Raw genomic sequence first — 14,902 nt, 5'->3', positions numbered from 1 at the left:
AATTAAATGTACATATTTAATTTAAATTAGGGTATTGGTGATTTTTGTTTAAAAAAATAGTAAATTGAGGATTAATAAATCCCCATTATTCAATTGTAATAATTTTTAAGTTATGTGGTTTTTTAACGATGTTTGCTTTGAAAGCAACTAATTTGTTTATTCCTTTTTGAGAAGCAACATCAACTAATCTTTGACTTATGATTCCATCAAATATTACTGTATCTGCAGTTCCTTCAATATTTTTCATTTCTTCATATATATTTTCAATAGAAACTTCTTTAGTCATATTCAATGCTTCATCCAAGATTGCTCCACATCCAGTGCCTTCAAATTCCTTTAGCATATCTTTCATTAGAATGACTTCATCATCTTCAACTTCTGGTTCTTTATTGAATTTTTGTTGTTTTCTGTTCTGATTTTTGTCACGTCTGTTATTGTTTGAATTATTTTTGGATTCTGAAAGAATATTGTGATTTGCTAAGAATTGTGCAGTAGGAACTTTATCTCTAAGTGCAATTAGCACTTCATCTTTTTCCAAGTCTTCTACTTCTTTACCTTGAGGAGCACGGGTAATGTAGTCAACATCACCGATTTGTAAAAGTTCTTTTAAGATTAATTCTCCACCACGGTCACCATCTACAAATGCAGTAGTGGTTCTTTTTTTACTTAATTCTCCGATAGATTGTGGAACGCTTACTCCTTCAACAGCTACAGTATTTTTAATGCCGTATTTGAGTAAATTTAAAACATCGCTACGTCCTTCAACAACAATGATTGCATCTGAAGTGTGTATGCTTGGGCCTGCAGGTAATCTGTCATCCCCGTATTCTGAAATTTCATGAACACGCATAGCTTCTCTTACTTCTTCAATCATTTTCATGCTTGCCGGACCGACACTTTCAACCATGTTTTTATAAATTTCTTTTGCACGGTTTACTACTTGTTCTCTTTTAACAGCACGTACGTCTTCAACTTTTAATGTTTGGATTTCTGCTTCGCATGGTCCAACACGATTAATAGTTTCTAATGATGCTGCAAGAATGGCGGTTTCAACTCTATCTAAACTTGAAGGAATTACAATGTCTCCTTTTGCTCTTCCGCTGTTAGAATGAATATTAACTTGAATCCTACCTATTCTACCAGTTCTTTGTAGTTCTCTTAAATCTAAATCGTTACTTAATAAACCTTCAGTTTGTCCGAATACTGCACCGACAACATCAGGTTTTTCTACAATTCCATTTGCAGTAATTTGTGCATGGATTAAATATTTTGTTGTAGTTAATTCTTCGCCTTTTCCCATATTTAAGCCCCCTAGCTTATTAATCGGGTTAATTTATATCTTTCTAAAAATTATAATTATTTTTAGGCAATTAATAAATTATACGATAAACATGTTTTTAATTTAATCTATCATACACTAAAAAGAGTAAAAGTACTAATGAAAATTTAATTATTGGGTCTAAATTGTCTTATTGTTCCTTAATTTTGTAAATTTCCCAGTTTTTATTTTAAATCTTTTTTAATAATTAAATTTTCTCCTTTTTTTGTTAATCAAAATGTTAATAAATAAATTAATAATAATGAATAAATGCACTTTTCAGCATATAATAAATAAGTATTAGTTCAAATACTACAATTAATATTTTAGTTAAACTAATATATAAAATATTGTTTATAGAAATTTTTTTATTATATTTTTTACATATAATAATTATTGAAAATATATGGTGATTTAATGTCAATAAAACCTCAAGATTTATTACATAATAAAAAGGATTTAACTAAAATAAAGGAATTTAAAGACATATCTCTAGAAAATATTACAATTGAGGATTTAACTTTCAACGGTAATAATTATGATGAATTCATTAATTTAAATTCATTTTTATCTCAGGTTTCTACCTGTCAAATTTCAGATGCATTCAATGAAATTGCTAATAGATCAGGGGTTCTTTATAATTTAAAATCAATTAATAATTTAAAAGCTTGGGGAAAAATTACTACAGTTAAAACAAGTAGCGATGACTGGGGAACCATTACTTTAGCTATTGATGAAGCTGATGACGGTGATGTTTTACTTGTGGATACTGGTGATATGGATGCTGCAATATGGGGTGAATTAGCTTCTACCTGTGCTAAAAATCATGGTGTTAAGGCAACATTGGTTTATGGTTGCGTACGTGATTTGGATGCACTTTTATATATGGATTACCCTATTTTTGCTTGTGGATTCCGTCCTAATGCAGGTAAAGCTTTCGGTTTTGGCAAAATTAATGTGGATTTGGTTTTAGAGTCTATGGAAATATCTGCAGGTGACTTTTTATATGGTGATGAAACTGGAGTCGTGATTATTCCTGAGGAGCTTTTCACACAAGTTATGAATAAAACCTTTGAGATAAAGCTTAAGGAGAAAAAAATCACCGACATGTTAAATTCCGGAATGTCATTATCCCATGTTGTAGGCCTAAGATAAAATATAAAATTATTTAAATAACTTATTATTTCTATATATAAATATATCGATATCTTTATATATGTAAGTATTCTAAATATATAAACGATACAGATTTAATTTTTAGTTTGATTATATGAAATTTTTAGGAAATAGTTTGCATATTGCAAACTCTGGTAAATTGATAGCAAGGTCTTCCCAGACACCAACCAGTGGTGGAATTGTTTTTGATAGTAATAAAAACAAAATAGGGAAGGTAAGCTATGTTTTTGGACCTACTAAACAACCATACATTTCGATTCGCTTATTTAAATCAGCTAATCGAGATGAAATTAAAGAAAATTATGGTGAAGAACTGTTTGTATCAAAACCAAAATCTAAAAAACATAAAAAAAGGAGGATGAAACCACGTCAGAAGAAGTAAATCAACCCCCTAGACGTAGAAAAAGATCTGATAGGGCAGCAAGAAATGGTGAAGAAGAGACTAAAACAGCTGTCTGTCCAGAATGTGGTTCTACAGAATTAATCGGAGATTATGAAAGAGCAGAAGTTGTCTGTTCTCATTGTGGATTAGTAATCGATGAGAATTTAGTAGATATGGGTCCCGAATGGAGGGCATTTGACCATGAACAAAGAGATAAACGTACAAGAGTCGGTGCTCCAATAACATACACTATTCACGATAAAGGTTTAAGTACCATGATTGACTGGAGGAATAAAGATATATACGGCCGTGATATTCCTGCAAGAAATCGTGCTCAATGGTACAGATTAAGAAAATGGCAAAGAAAAATCAGAATTTCTGGTGCAACTGAGCGTAACTTGGCATTTGCATTATCAGAATTGGATCGTGATTCATCAAGACTCGGACTTCCAAGAAGTGTAAGGGAAGCAGCATCAGTAATCTATAGAAGTGCTGTAGATAATAAACTCATCCGTGGAAGAAGTATTGAAGGTGTAGTAGCCGCTTCATTATATGCTGCATGTAGACAATGTAATGTTCCACGTACATTAGATGAGATTGCTGAAGTTTCAAGAGTTACTAAAAAAGAGGTTGGTAGGACTTACAGATTCCTTACAAGAGAATTAAATATTAAATTGCCACCAACATCTCCAGTGGATTATGTTCCTAGATTCGCTAGTGAATTAGGTTTATCTGGTGAAGCTCAATCTAAAGCTATTGAAATCATTGAAAAAGCTATGGATAAAGGTTTGACTTCCGGTAGAGGACCTACTGGTGTAGCAGCTGCTGCATTATACATCGCATCAGTTTTACTTGGTGAGAGAAAAACCCAAAGGGATGTAGCAGAAATTGCTGGTGTTACTGAAGTAACTATCAGAAATAGATACAAAGAACTAACTGAACAGTTAGATATGGGTGTAACTTTATAAGTTCACCTAATACTTATTTTTTTTTAACGGGAATATTTTTCAATACGGTATTCCAATTCACGTATGATGGCATCGTTATTATATCTTTTAACTTTATTTAACTTATTTTGATATTTATCAAGTCTTTTTAAGAATAATTGGATTTTTTTAACACTCATGTTTTCATGATATTCTCCATAACCCAGTTTTTTAACATAAAATCCGTTTAATGTTTGTTCAAAGTTTCCAATTGCCGGTACACTGTATATAGGCTTTTTGAGAGTTATAGCTTCTGTTATAAATGTAAATCCACCATTACAAACAACAGCTTTTGCGCTGGCAAAATCTTCATAAAATTCATTTTCATTAAATGACTTGTATGTTAAATTCTTATCGACTTTATCTTTATTAAATCCGTAAACGATAAAGTTTTCATCCATATTTTTTAAGCGTTCAACAAGCTTAACACTTTCTTTACTGGTCTGATAAACTATAATGTGATCTTCAGTTGTAGGTTTTAATTTGTAAATTTCTTCACGAATTACTGGAGGATATATTACTGCATTTTTTCCAGATCTTACTTTCGGGAAGAAGAAACTTGTTATAATGTGAAATTTTGGCCTTACAACATACCCTTTAATCACTCCTTTTGATTTAAGCATTTCGGTATGTCGGTTTTTTGGATAATCGATTTGTGCCTGAGTAATCATATGGATATTATCCAGTGTTATTAATGGAATTTGAAGAAGCTTGGATACTATAGTTGCATACATTTCAAAATCCGTGATAATTACATTTGGAGATAATTTCCTTGCTTTTTTATATAATTCCTGATAGCCTACTTTAATATTTGTCGGATTTCTTTTTATTGCATTAATTAATGTTTTTGTGTTGTTTACTTTGTTGTTAATGTAAACGGTATTGAATCCTCCAATTTCATATACATGATCAAATTTTTCATTCAGGTATTTGTATGCGCGGTCATGTGAAAATATATAAACATCATATTTTTCCTTTATTCTGTCGATTATGACTCCAGATCTTATTGCATGACCCATTCCTTCACCGCAAACACAATAAAATACAATTTTTTTATCTCTGTTCTTTATTGATTTTGTTCTTTTAAAATATGATTTGGCAGTATTTACCTTTTCGACAGATTTATCATAATTTTCAAACATTTTAGTTATTCTTTCGGATTCTATGGAAAATTCATCTAACTGTTCTTTACTCATATGTTCTTTTCCATGTTCAAAACCATAATTCAGCTCTTCAGCCTCAGTCTTTTTTCCCATTAAATCATTAAATGTACTTTTTCCATATTGCCTTATTAATTTTTGGAATCCTTCTTCTTCAAGTCTTCTGGTTGATACGCCTATTCTAGGTTTTCTAAGTACTTTAAATCGTTCAACATTTCCCAAACGGCTGATGTATTCACTGTCTTCACCGAATGTTAATTCTTCATCAAATCCGCCACATTTATCGTGGAGCTCTTTTTTAACAAGGATTCCATAACATCCTGCTCCGTGTGGTTTGATTTTTTCAATACCAATCATAAATTGATTGGCAAGATAATGGGTAAGCTGGTCTTCTGATTTTTTGGATAATGGTTTCATTTGTGTGATTGCAATTCCGAGTCTTTCCATTTCAAATTCATATATTGAATCTCTAAGATAATCGTCAGTAAGTTCTAAATCAGAATCTAAAAATAGTAAATATTTGCCTTTAGCTATTTTAGCACCATTATTCCGACCAACACCAGGCATACCTCCTTCAGTAATAATACATCCATTTTCTTCAGCTATTTCTCGAGTTTTATCTGTTGAATTTGCATCGGCAATAATTATTTCGTAATCTTTGAAGTTCTGCTTTTTTATACTGTTTAAAAGGATAGGCAAATATTCCTCTTCATTATATGTCGGTATAATAATGCTTAAAATCATATACTTAAATATTTGTTTTAATATTTAATAAAATTTAGTTTTTCAAAAAGTGATATGCCTGGGTAATCTGATGGTCAGGTTCTAAATATGAAAAAGTATTCCATGACACGGTATAATAGTCACATTTATTGTTTAGGGGTCTTTTTAAATCATTCAATAATTCCATTTCGTTATAATTGGAATCTATGATATAAACTGTCTTATTTCTATCATGAGTCACATTTTTTATTGGAAAATCATTTAATTCAATGTTATCTGCAGGATTTGCAACATCTACTTCATAATAATCCGTATTCGCCCCAATAACAGCTATTGAAAATCTTAATATTATTATTAATGCAGTAACAATATATGGCAGATATCTCTTTACTAAAACTTTTATCAAATCAGTTTTGTTTTTAAATGGAGGTATTATTTTGCAGCGCTCGCATATCTTTTCTCTTTTGATGATGTAGTCAACAATTTGTTCGATGCATATGCCGTTTCTTTCAATTAAAAACACACCACATATTCCTGTTATTGCAGGAGTTGAGAATAATCCTCCATCCAATGCTCCAATTAATAGGCAGCATCCAAAAAATGAGAGCAGAAATGTCTGAACAAATCTTCTCTTTCTAATAGCCAATAATAATGTCAAAAGGGTAATCGGCAATAATATAATTATTATTTTTGCAACACCTGGAATGTATTGATATAGTCCAACACCAGTATTGATTTCACTTCCAATAAACGGACCCATTAAATTGGTTATGACTTCTCCAAAAATGGACTTTAACAGGTGGGTATGTAGAATGCTTGTTGATGAAATGCTTTTTCCCATAGTCATAAAAATGGTGTTAAGGCCAATTCCCATTTGGTATCTAAATATAACTTCTAAAAGTATTCCTGAGATTAATGTAATTGAACCCAGTATTATTGTAATTTTTAAATATTTATTTGAATCAATATTAAAGTCTTTAAATATCTGTGTGGAGATTAATAATACTCCCATCAATCCAAAAAATATTATATCTTTTCCTTTAGAAGATCCCATTAAAAATAAATGTGTTACTGGGTGAATTATCGGATTTAAAATATTGCTTATAAAAATCACACAGGCAATTATTATAAATAGTATACCAACTAATATATTCTTGTTTATCTTCATTAAGATTAGATATTTGAATTAATTATTTAAATTATTTACTAAAGGACATTATCATGTTTGCAATTGAGTATTATATTGGTTTAATTTTGATTGGTATTGTTGCAGGTTTTGCATCAGGCCTTTTGGGTGTTGGTGGAGGATTTTTAATCGTTCCATTTCAGTATTTCCTTTTAAAATATATCGGAGTTGAACCTGGCCTTGCAATGTTAATCTCACTTGGAACAAGTTTGGCCATTATAATTCCAACTGCAACAAGCGGTGCCTATAAACATTCTCAAAAATTGGATAATATCGTAGAGCCGGGAATTAAATTAGGTATTTTTGGTATTGTTGGAAGTCTTATTGGGGGTTTTGTAGCTTCAATTTTGCCTTCAGGCGTTTTAGAAATAATTTTTGGTATTTTATTATTGTTTATTGCTATTAGAAATATCCTTTCAAGAGATAAAACTGAAAAAAAAGCAAAATTTGATTTTAATTTTATAACAATCATGTTAACAGGTCTTTTCGTAGGATTTTTCTCAGGATTGTTGGGTATTGGTGGAGGAATATTTTTAATTGTTATTTTAACAATGCTTTTGGGATTTTCAATGATTCGAGCTATTGGTACTTCATCAGTATTTATTTCCTTAACTGCAATTGGAGGAACGATATCTTATATTATTTCAGGATGGGGAGTTAATACTTTTCCATATTCTTTAGGTTATGTCAGTATAATTAATTTTTTATTAATTGCTTGTTTTTCAGTACCTTTAGCACAAGTTGGTGCAAAGTATGCTCATAAATTACCTGAAAAACGTTTAAAACAGGTATTTGGTGTGGTTGTAATGTATATAGCTCTTAAAATGTTGGGGATTCTGCCTTGATGTAAACGGCCATTCCACTAGCTATTATTTGAAAATTGGATCCTCCAAGACCGTTTAAAATATAATTAATTTCTAAGTCGATTACACCATTGCCTCCGGCATTTTTTATTTCTTCAGATAATTTGATTAGACATTTGTCTTTTCCTTCTTTTAACTCATTTAAATGCTTTCTTTCAACATTTTCTGGAGATACATGCAGTAGGTGTGTATTTCGCTCAAAGATAGCTGTTGTATAAAAATAACCTAAATTATCATATTCAATAACTTTTGGATTATTGCTGGTTATAAAAGCAAAATCAAGAGAGTTAATTTTTTTATTGCTTTCTTCATCATCATAGGGTAAAATAATTTCTACCGGTTTTTCTTCTTTTCCTAAAAGTTTTCTTATTTTATTATCAATGGAGTCTGTTAGTTTTTTGAAAAAACCTGTAAGATAAGATATCATTGAAATAATAACCACAATTCCAAAGTAATTAATAAAAGTCGGAACTGCTGCCTGAATAATGATTATTATTGAACCAAATGTGATTACATTATATCCCAGTGTTGGATTTGCAATAATAAAACCATAAACTACTGTCACTAAAAATAAAATAAAAGCACTAATGGCTCCAATACTTTCTCCAATTAATTTTTGTGCAATAATTGTTTCAACATAACCTGCAACCAATGGAGCAAATATCAAACCTAAATTCCATCCAAAAATAGCAACGTTATAGTATAGGAAGACATAATACGTTAAAAGACCTGCAGCCGTTCCTAATACAATGGAATTAAAGGCTTTTTGTGAATTTGCCATTCGTTCTTTATCAATTTTCATTTTTCTTCATAAATGATTGCAGTACCATAGGCCGTAATTAAAATGGTATTGCCCATAGTACCACCAAGATTATCATAAGAAATTTTAAGGCCAATAATTGCATTTGCATCTAATTGTTCTGCTTTTTCTTCCATACTTTGAAGTGCAATATCACGGGCCTTTTTGATTTCTTTTTCATAATTTGATGTTCTACCGCCCACTACATCACGAACACCAGAAAATAAATCCTTATAAATATTAGCACCAATTAACGCTTCTCCGGTAACAAGTCCCTTATATTCTTTAATCTGTTTATTTTCCAGTGTATTTGCTGATGTTAGTATCATATTATCACATCTATTTAACAAAAGTTAATATTGCCCATATAATTATAAATATTGCTATTACAATAAATAATATAATTCTACTTCTTTTTGTTTGATTTAATCTTGCGTCCCATACTTTTTGACAGTCTGGGGAACATACAAGTTCATCTAATGGAATTGGAGTTCCACATATTGGACAATGTTTATGAGGTTCTACTGCCATATTTATCACCTTTTTCATATTTTAAAAAATTCTTTTGTATTTGCAGTTACCTGCAATGCAAGTTCTTCTGCATCCATACCCATACAAATTGCAATTGTTTTGAGTATGTGAGGCAAATATTTTGGTTCATTTCTATTCTTTTTAGGTTTTTTATCAAAGTTTTTAGGTATTAAAAACGGTGCATCTGTTTCAATCATTAATTTTTCTGGAGGAATTACACTTACTGCCTCTTGTAAATCTCTTCCCCTTTTCATGTCACAAATCCATCCAGTAACACCTATATAACAGCCTAAATCAATATAGTTTTGAGCTTCTTGTTTTGTTCCAGTAAAACAATGAACAACACTTTTTTCAATTACTTCATCATGTCTACTCAATATTTTATATAAATCTTCATGAGCTTCTCTTTCATGTAAAAATAAAGGCATTTTAAGTTTTTCAGCAAGTTCAACCTGTGCTTCAAACCATTTTCTTTGTAAATCTTGTGGTGAAAAATTTCTATTGTAATCAAGCCCACATTCTCCAATGGCCACAACACAATCATCATCAGCTATTTTTTCTAATTCAAAAATTGTATGTCCATTACATGTTTTTGCATCATGTGGATGAACTCCTGATGTTGAAAATAATGTATTTGGATATTTGGATGCATAATCTCTGGCCATGTGGCTTGAATGAATATTGGTTCCGGTAATGATAAATTGATTAACACCAACCTTTTTAGCTTCTTCAATGATTTCTACTCGATCTTTTTTAAACGAGGAATGCATTAAATTTAAACCAATATCAATTAAATTATCCACAAAATCACCTTTTATTCATTTATGACTTTAGTTCCTATATTTTCGCCATTAATCGCTTTGATAAGATTTTCAGGTTCGTAACCATTTGCAATAACAGTTTCCAAGTCTGATCTTTTAATCATTTGAACTGCTGTTGTATCAAAGAATTCATAAGTTCCTGCTTTCATATCTTTACCGTTAAGGAAATCTAGTAAATCTGTTGCAGTTATTTCACTTACAAGTTCTGCATCATCATATTTATTTGGGTCTTTAGTGTACATTCCGTCTACTGATGTCAGATTAATTAATTTATCTGCATGCACATATTCTGCTAAAATAGCAGATACTGCATCAGTACTGTGTGCAGGTTCTGTACCGCCCATAACAATGATTTTTCCACTTGCAGCAAATTCTAATGCTTCCTGGAAATTGTGTGGCACTCTTTGATAAGCTGCATCTCCAAGTGCTGATAACAATAATTTAGCATTGATTCTTGTAACTTCGATTCCAATGTCATCACATTGAGCTTCACCGGCTCCCAAGTCACGAACAACACTAATATACTCTCTAGCTGGTTTTCCACCACCAACTACAACGAATAATTCATGTTCCTTTGTTAATTCTTTTAGAATTTTACTATATTGCTTGAATCTTTCACTATCATAATCTTTCAATAGAATAGATCCACCAATTGCAATAACGATTTTCATATATTCACCTTATCAGTTCTATAATAAAAAGTTGTACTTCATTGCATATAAAAATTAAATAAAAGATAAGTAAAATGTAGATTGGTTTCAAGCATTCAAACTTTCTACTTAGCTTTCAATTCTTCATTGTTTGATATTTTACTATTATCTTCTGATTCTTCTTTTAACATCCTCAAATTATCTTTTAATATTCTATAAATGTTTTCGGCACCAATAATTTCATCATCACTGACATCCCAATCTGAAGGGTATAATATAAATGGTTTTGATTGGCTGCCTCCAGCTCCCCCATGACTTCCAACTAATTCTTCAAAAGCACAGACTTCATCATTTTCTTTATCATAAAAACTGTTGACTAAAATGTCTGGGGTGTATTTAAATGAACTATTTCTTTTAACATGTCTTGAAATATTTTTACCGAATCCCTCAAGAGGATTTTCCCCTTCAATTTCTCCGGTATCCAAATAATAAATACCATTTTTACCAATTGCCATGTCTCCTTTTTCAGATGATCTGACAACGATAAATCCTATATATTCATTGTTAATAATTCCAGGAATTAATTCGGGGAATAATTCATTCATTTCTTCATAGGTTAATCTATGGCTCCATTGAGTTAAATAAATCATTGCAAGATTTCCTGAAGCTAAAACGATTACTTCAGAGTCACCTAATTCCTGCTGTTCTCCTTCATCAATTAAATTATCGTTCTTTCTTGAAAATGGTATGAATGATTCTGCATAGTGGTCTTCATTTGATGACATTTTTGCAAACATTTTCATATTTTTTGGAAGTAGGGATTTAACATAATCTTCAAATGATTCTCCGTATCTTTGTTTAAATGTTGCGCCGTTTGTTTGGCCATGGTCTGATTGAATAACAAATTGATATTTTCTAGGAGTATATTTATTTGCTTTAATTAAACGTTTTATCTGTTTATCCATTCCTTTTAGAGCAAACCATGCGTCTTCGTCACGAACACCTGAATGATGGGCTATTTCATCATAACCTAAATAAGTTGAATATGCAACATCAACATCTCCAACCATTATATCTCCAATTAATGTTGATGTATTAATCTCTCTCATAAATACATTGGTTGCACCTCTCACCGGAATATATGTAATTCCACGTCTGATTCTTGGTTTAATATTCAGTATACTGTGTTTTATTTGAGATATTATTTCTAAAATCATTTCAGCTAAAAATAAACAGACTATACGTGCAAAATTACTTGGATTTGAGAATACTGAAAACCATGCTCTGTTATATAATTTTCTAAGATTTAATATTTTACTAAATGTGAAAATAACGTTATCTGTATCTCCGGAGAATAAATTAGATCTGCTTGCACCATTTTCTGCAAGCAATCCATTTCCATCAGAAATTCTTTCCTCTAATATTTTAACTCTGTCTACTCCAGAACATTGCATCATCTGGTTGTCATTTTCTTTTTCAATCCATCTAAATGCGGTAATGTCTTCATTGTTTCCGTGTAAAATTCCCGCTTGGCTTGCACCGGTTTGTGATGATAAATCTGTTTCCCATATTCTGAGCGTATGTGTTTTATTATCGATCATTGATTTAACTGTAGGCATTAAACCTTTATCAATTGCTTCTTTTAAAACATCATATGCAAGACCATCAATTTCAATAATAATTAGTCCAGGATAATTTTTTGTTTTCTTTTTACGTTTCTTTTCAGCATCCCTATAAACAGAACGGTAATATGATCCGTCATCTTCAATAGTCAATAATGTTGACAATACTGTTGTTACAAGAGCCATAGACAATGGAGCTAAAATAATTGCAGGACCCTCAACATATATGGAAAAAAGCGGGCCGATTAATTGCAGAATTAACCCATTTAAAATTAATGTTCCAACACCGAATGTTAAAACAAGAAATGGCATAAAAATTTTAGTGAGTATTGGCCATAATAGTGCATTAATTATACTTGTAAATATAACAAACAGCATAACATCGTCGAAGGCGGCAAAGGGAATTCCCAATCCAAATATCATAATTAAATATAGTCCGATTACATTTCCAAAAAATATTATTAAACTTCTTTTTAATGTAACTCTAGGAGGCTTTTCAAAATCTTGAATGTATTCCATTGTATTCACTTTTTCTATATTATTAAGAATATAACATTTACACTAATTATAATTCGAGATTTATTTTTGATAAAAATTTCATCGATAAATCAATAAGGGCACTGCACAACAAATAAATATTTCTGTAATTATGTTATGCACTAGTGTAATATATGTTTAATATTAATTTATCTTTTAATATTCATATAAATTTTTTTTTAAAACTTGAATATGTTGTATAATTAATATTATTTTGGCAGGTTTAAATCTTTAAAAAGTATGATAATTTGGTGGTATTTGTAAAAAAAATAAAAAAAGTGAGGAATTATTTATTCCCCATCATATAATCCTTTGTGTGCTAAACCAGCAATGATTGCACCAACGATTGGGGCAACTATAAATACCCATACTTGTTGGAGAGCTACTCCACCCATGAATAAAGCTGGACCTAAACTACGTGCAGGGTTAACTGAGGTACCGGTTAATGGGATACCTAAAATGTGTACGAATGCAAGGGTTAAACCAATTACAATTCCTGCTACAACACCTGTTTTTTCACTTCTAGTAACTCCAAGTACAGTAAATACAAATACAAAGGTTAATATTATTTCAGTAATTAATGCGCCTGTTAAGTTAATACCTACAGTTGATGCTGCTCCGAATCCGTTTTGGCCTAATCCAGTAGCCATGTATCCTCCGAGGCTTGGTGCTGAGTTAATTAAAACAGCAAGTAATGCTGCACCGATTATTGCACCAATACATTGGAAAATAATATATAAAATTAAGTCTTTAGCTTCCATTCTACCGTCTATCCACATTCCTATGGATACAGCAGGGTTAATATGACATCCTGAAATGTCTCCAATAGCATACGCCATTGCAACGATTGATAAACCGAATGCCATAGCGATTCCTAAATTTCCAAGTACAGTTCCTGCGATAGCTGCACTTCCACATCCGAATAAAACTAGAACCATAGTTCCTATTAATTCACTCACATATCTTTTCATAAATTCACCTCATATAATTGTTAGTAATTAGTTATATATTTATCTTCGCCTTATTTTTCTCAATCCTATGCATAATAAAATTAAAACTACAATAGCCAAAACATATGGGAATATGGTTATAAGTATTGATTCATTCATTCTATCGAAATGATATTCTCTTGCAAAATCCATATGTCCGTTATCGGTATGGTTTTCAGTTATTTTTGCAAAATTGTATACTAAATCGTAATAACCTATTTTAGCACCGTCATATTCAATATAATTTGGTGCTCTTCCATTTTTATCCATAAACTCTTTTACTATACCTCCCATTTTCATGTAATCATATATGGAATAGGAATTTTTCGCAAATATTGAGCTTTGTTCCGGATTGCTTGGTGCACCGTATTCTTTAGGACTTTCAAGGCCATTACCATTTAGGTAAGAGCTTGTTAAGTATAATACTTGTGGGGCTGTATATGAGTTGTAGGTACCATTCATTTCTTTATCATTACTTTTAATTAATTCCTGACTTGCTTTGGCCATTTTTGATGGAGCTAATTTATGGGTAATTACCAAATCATTATCGTAGTATTTAGAATTACTATTGCCTATGGAATTAACTATTTTCTTTGCGATGTATTTATTCACATCTTCGTTATTTTGGGTCAAATGCCCTTTATGGGCTACATCAGGATATGCTTTTAGTGGCTGTATGTATGTAATGCCTGATTCATTGAGGTATTTTCCAGGGGAATTCAAACCCGCAAATATTGTTGAAGAATAATTGTCGTCCCAGGCTCTTCTAAGGGAACTTGCAGTATCCAAATCAAAATCCCCTGTGTTTACAAATATTGTTTGTTTGCCTGTATTGACAGTATATTTTGCAAGTATAAGGAAGTTTCCCGGGTCTGCCGCTGCAAAGTCTACATTCACATCTGCACCACTTTCCATTGCTCTTGATGCTTCTCCCGGACTTGGTGATTTGCTGTCAACAATTACTTTAATATTTCCGTTACTATACTCTTCTATATATTTTTTAATGGAGTTTAGCATGGTAACTTCATCATCATTGCCCATAACATTATCTGAAGTTAAAAATATGGTGGTTGTTGCAGATACCTGACCAATAAATGATGCGAATAATAAAAATATTAGCAGTATAATTATGATTTGTTTTTTCATACTCTCCACCTTT

General features: G+C 31.1%; 14 protein-coding genes and 1 pseudogene. 4 read left to right on the top strand and 11 right to left on the bottom strand.

Annotation, left to right across the window (positions count from 1 at the left end; genetic code table 11):
* Positions 1-85 precede the first annotated feature (85 nt).
* Entirely contained in the window at positions 86-1,300 is a 1,215-nt protein-coding gene (gene dnaG, locus ACKI5C_RS07950) for a DNA primase DnaG (protein ID WP_407432623.1), read from the bottom strand.
* Positions 1,301-1,735: 435 nt separating this feature from the next.
* Here dnaG and ACKI5C_RS07945 point away from each other — a divergent pair, with 435 nt between their 5' ends.
* The 3 genes and pseudogenes from ACKI5C_RS07945 to ACKI5C_RS07935 form a co-directional block, all read left to right on the top strand.
* A complete protein-coding gene (locus tag ACKI5C_RS07945) occupies positions 1,736-2,473 on the top strand; it encodes an RraA family protein (RefSeq protein ID WP_407432622.1) in 738 nt (245 codons plus the stop codon).
* A 115-nt stretch (positions 2,474-2,588) separates the two neighbouring features.
* Complete coding sequence (locus ACKI5C_RS07940; protein ID WP_407432621.1) at positions 2,589-2,876, top strand: Gar1/Naf1 family protein; 288 nt, start codon at positions 2,589-2,591, stop codon at positions 2,874-2,876.
* A gap of 50 nt (positions 2,877-2,926) precedes the next feature.
* Positions 2,927-3,844 (top strand): annotated as a pseudogene (locus tag ACKI5C_RS07935) (transcription initiation factor IIB); the annotation flags it as partial.
* A 23-nt stretch (positions 3,845-3,867) separates the two neighbouring features.
* On the opposite strand, the gene ACKI5C_RS07930 reads toward ACKI5C_RS07935, so the two are convergent.
* Both ACKI5C_RS07930 and ACKI5C_RS07925 read right to left on the bottom strand, forming a co-directional pair.
* Positions 3,868-5,766: an MJ1255/VC2487 family glycosyltransferase gene (locus ACKI5C_RS07930; RefSeq protein ID WP_407432620.1), complete on the bottom strand. Its 1,899-nt coding sequence runs from the start codon at positions 5,764-5,766 to the stop codon at positions 3,868-3,870.
* A 34-nt stretch (positions 5,767-5,800) separates the two neighbouring features.
* Positions 5,801-6,799, bottom strand: a complete 999-nt coding sequence (locus ACKI5C_RS07925) for a hypothetical protein (protein WP_407432619.1) — start codon at positions 6,797-6,799, stop codon at positions 5,801-5,803.
* Positions 6,800-6,963: 164 nt separating this feature from the next.
* Between ACKI5C_RS07925 and ACKI5C_RS07920 the strand changes: the two genes are divergently transcribed.
* Positions 6,964-7,776: a sulfite exporter TauE/SafE family protein gene (locus tag ACKI5C_RS07920; RefSeq protein WP_407432663.1), complete on the top strand. Its 813-nt coding sequence runs from the start codon at positions 6,964-6,966 to the stop codon at positions 7,774-7,776.
* Here the strand turns inward: ACKI5C_RS07920 and ACKI5C_RS07915 are convergent.
* From ACKI5C_RS07915 to ACKI5C_RS07880, 8 genes are all read right to left on the bottom strand, one after another.
* On the bottom strand, positions 7,751-8,596 hold the full coding sequence (locus ACKI5C_RS07915; protein ID WP_407432618.1) for a hypothetical protein: 846 nt from the start codon (positions 8,594-8,596) through the stop codon (positions 7,751-7,753). The two genes, ACKI5C_RS07920 and ACKI5C_RS07915, sit on opposite strands and share 26 nt — an antisense overlap.
* Entirely contained in the window at positions 8,593-8,922 is a 330-nt protein-coding gene (locus tag ACKI5C_RS07910) for a YbjQ family protein (protein ID WP_407432617.1), read from the bottom strand. The genes ACKI5C_RS07915 and ACKI5C_RS07910 overlap by 4 nt, the downstream gene beginning before the upstream one ends.
* 10 nt (positions 8,923-8,932) lie before the next feature.
* On the bottom strand, positions 8,933-9,124 hold the full coding sequence (locus tag ACKI5C_RS07905; RefSeq protein WP_407432616.1) for a DUF2116 family Zn-ribbon domain-containing protein: 192 nt from the start codon (positions 9,122-9,124) through the stop codon (positions 8,933-8,935).
* A 14-nt stretch (positions 9,125-9,138) separates the two neighbouring features.
* A complete protein-coding gene (locus ACKI5C_RS07900) occupies positions 9,139-9,927 on the bottom strand; it encodes a TatD family hydrolase (protein WP_407432615.1) in 789 nt (262 codons plus the stop codon).
* 11 nt (positions 9,928-9,938) lie between these two features.
* Entirely contained in the window at positions 9,939-10,616 is a 678-nt protein-coding gene (pyrH, locus tag ACKI5C_RS07895) for a UMP kinase (protein WP_407432614.1), read from the bottom strand.
* Between the two features lie 104 nt (positions 10,617-10,720).
* A complete protein-coding gene (locus ACKI5C_RS07890; protein ID WP_407432613.1) occupies positions 10,721-12,736 on the bottom strand; it encodes a phage holin family protein in 2,016 nt (671 codons plus the stop codon).
* A gap of 308 nt (positions 12,737-13,044) precedes the next feature.
* On the bottom strand, positions 13,045-13,725 hold the full coding sequence (locus ACKI5C_RS07885; RefSeq protein ID WP_407432612.1) for an MIP family channel protein: 681 nt from the start codon (positions 13,723-13,725) through the stop codon (positions 13,045-13,047).
* Positions 13,726-13,764: 39 nt separating this feature from the next.
* A complete protein-coding gene (locus ACKI5C_RS07880) occupies positions 13,765-14,889 on the bottom strand; it encodes an adhesin (protein WP_407432611.1) in 1,125 nt (374 codons plus the stop codon).
* Positions 14,890-14,902: the final 13 nt, after the last annotated feature.

The sequence above is a fragment of the Methanobrevibacter sp. genome, from assembly GCF_045646045.1.
GTDB lineage: Archaea > Methanobacteriota > Methanobacteria > Methanobacteriales > Methanobacteriaceae > Methanocatella.
Note: the sequence above shows the minus strand (reverse complement) of the source record. Positions and strands in the feature narration are given on the sequence as shown.

Bases quoted from the DNA above. Each gene is read 5' to 3' on its own strand.
- ACKI5C_RS07880 (WP_407432611.1), bottom strand. From the start codon at position 14,889: ATGAAAAAACAAATCATAATTATACTGCTAATATTTTTATTATTCGCA.
- ACKI5C_RS07885 (WP_407432612.1), bottom strand. From the start codon at position 13,725: ATGAAAAGATATGTGAGTGAATTAATAGGAACTATGGTTCTAGTTTTA.
- ACKI5C_RS07915 (WP_407432618.1), bottom strand. From the start codon at position 8,596: ATGAAAATTGATAAAGAACGAATGGCAAATTCACAAAAAGCCTTTAAT.
- ACKI5C_RS07930 (WP_407432620.1), bottom strand. From the start codon at position 5,766: ATGATTTTAAGCATTATTATACCGACATATAATGAAGAGGAATATTTG.
- ACKI5C_RS07925 (WP_407432619.1), bottom strand. From the start codon at position 6,799: ATGGGATCTTCTAAAGGAAAAGATATAATATTTTTTGGATTGATGGGA.
- ACKI5C_RS07905 (WP_407432616.1), bottom strand. From the start codon at position 9,124: ATGGCAGTAGAACCTCATAAACATTGTCCAATATGTGGAACTCCAATT.
- pyrH (WP_407432614.1), bottom strand. From the start codon at position 10,616: ATGAAAATCGTTATTGCAATTGGTGGATCTATTCTATTGAAAGATTAT.
- dnaG (WP_407432623.1), bottom strand. From the start codon at position 1,300: ATGGGAAAAGGCGAAGAATTAACTACAACAAAATATTTAATCCATGCA.
- ACKI5C_RS07945 (WP_407432622.1), top strand. From the start codon at position 1,736: ATGTCAATAAAACCTCAAGATTTATTACATAATAAAAAGGATTTAACT.
- ACKI5C_RS07910 (WP_407432617.1), bottom strand. From the start codon at position 8,922: ATGATACTAACATCAGCAAATACACTGGAAAATAAACAGATTAAAGAA.
- ACKI5C_RS07940 (WP_407432621.1), top strand. From the start codon at position 2,589: ATGAAATTTTTAGGAAATAGTTTGCATATTGCAAACTCTGGTAAATTG.
- ACKI5C_RS07890 (WP_407432613.1), bottom strand. From the start codon at position 12,736: ATGGAATACATTCAAGATTTTGAAAAGCCTCCTAGAGTTACATTAAAA.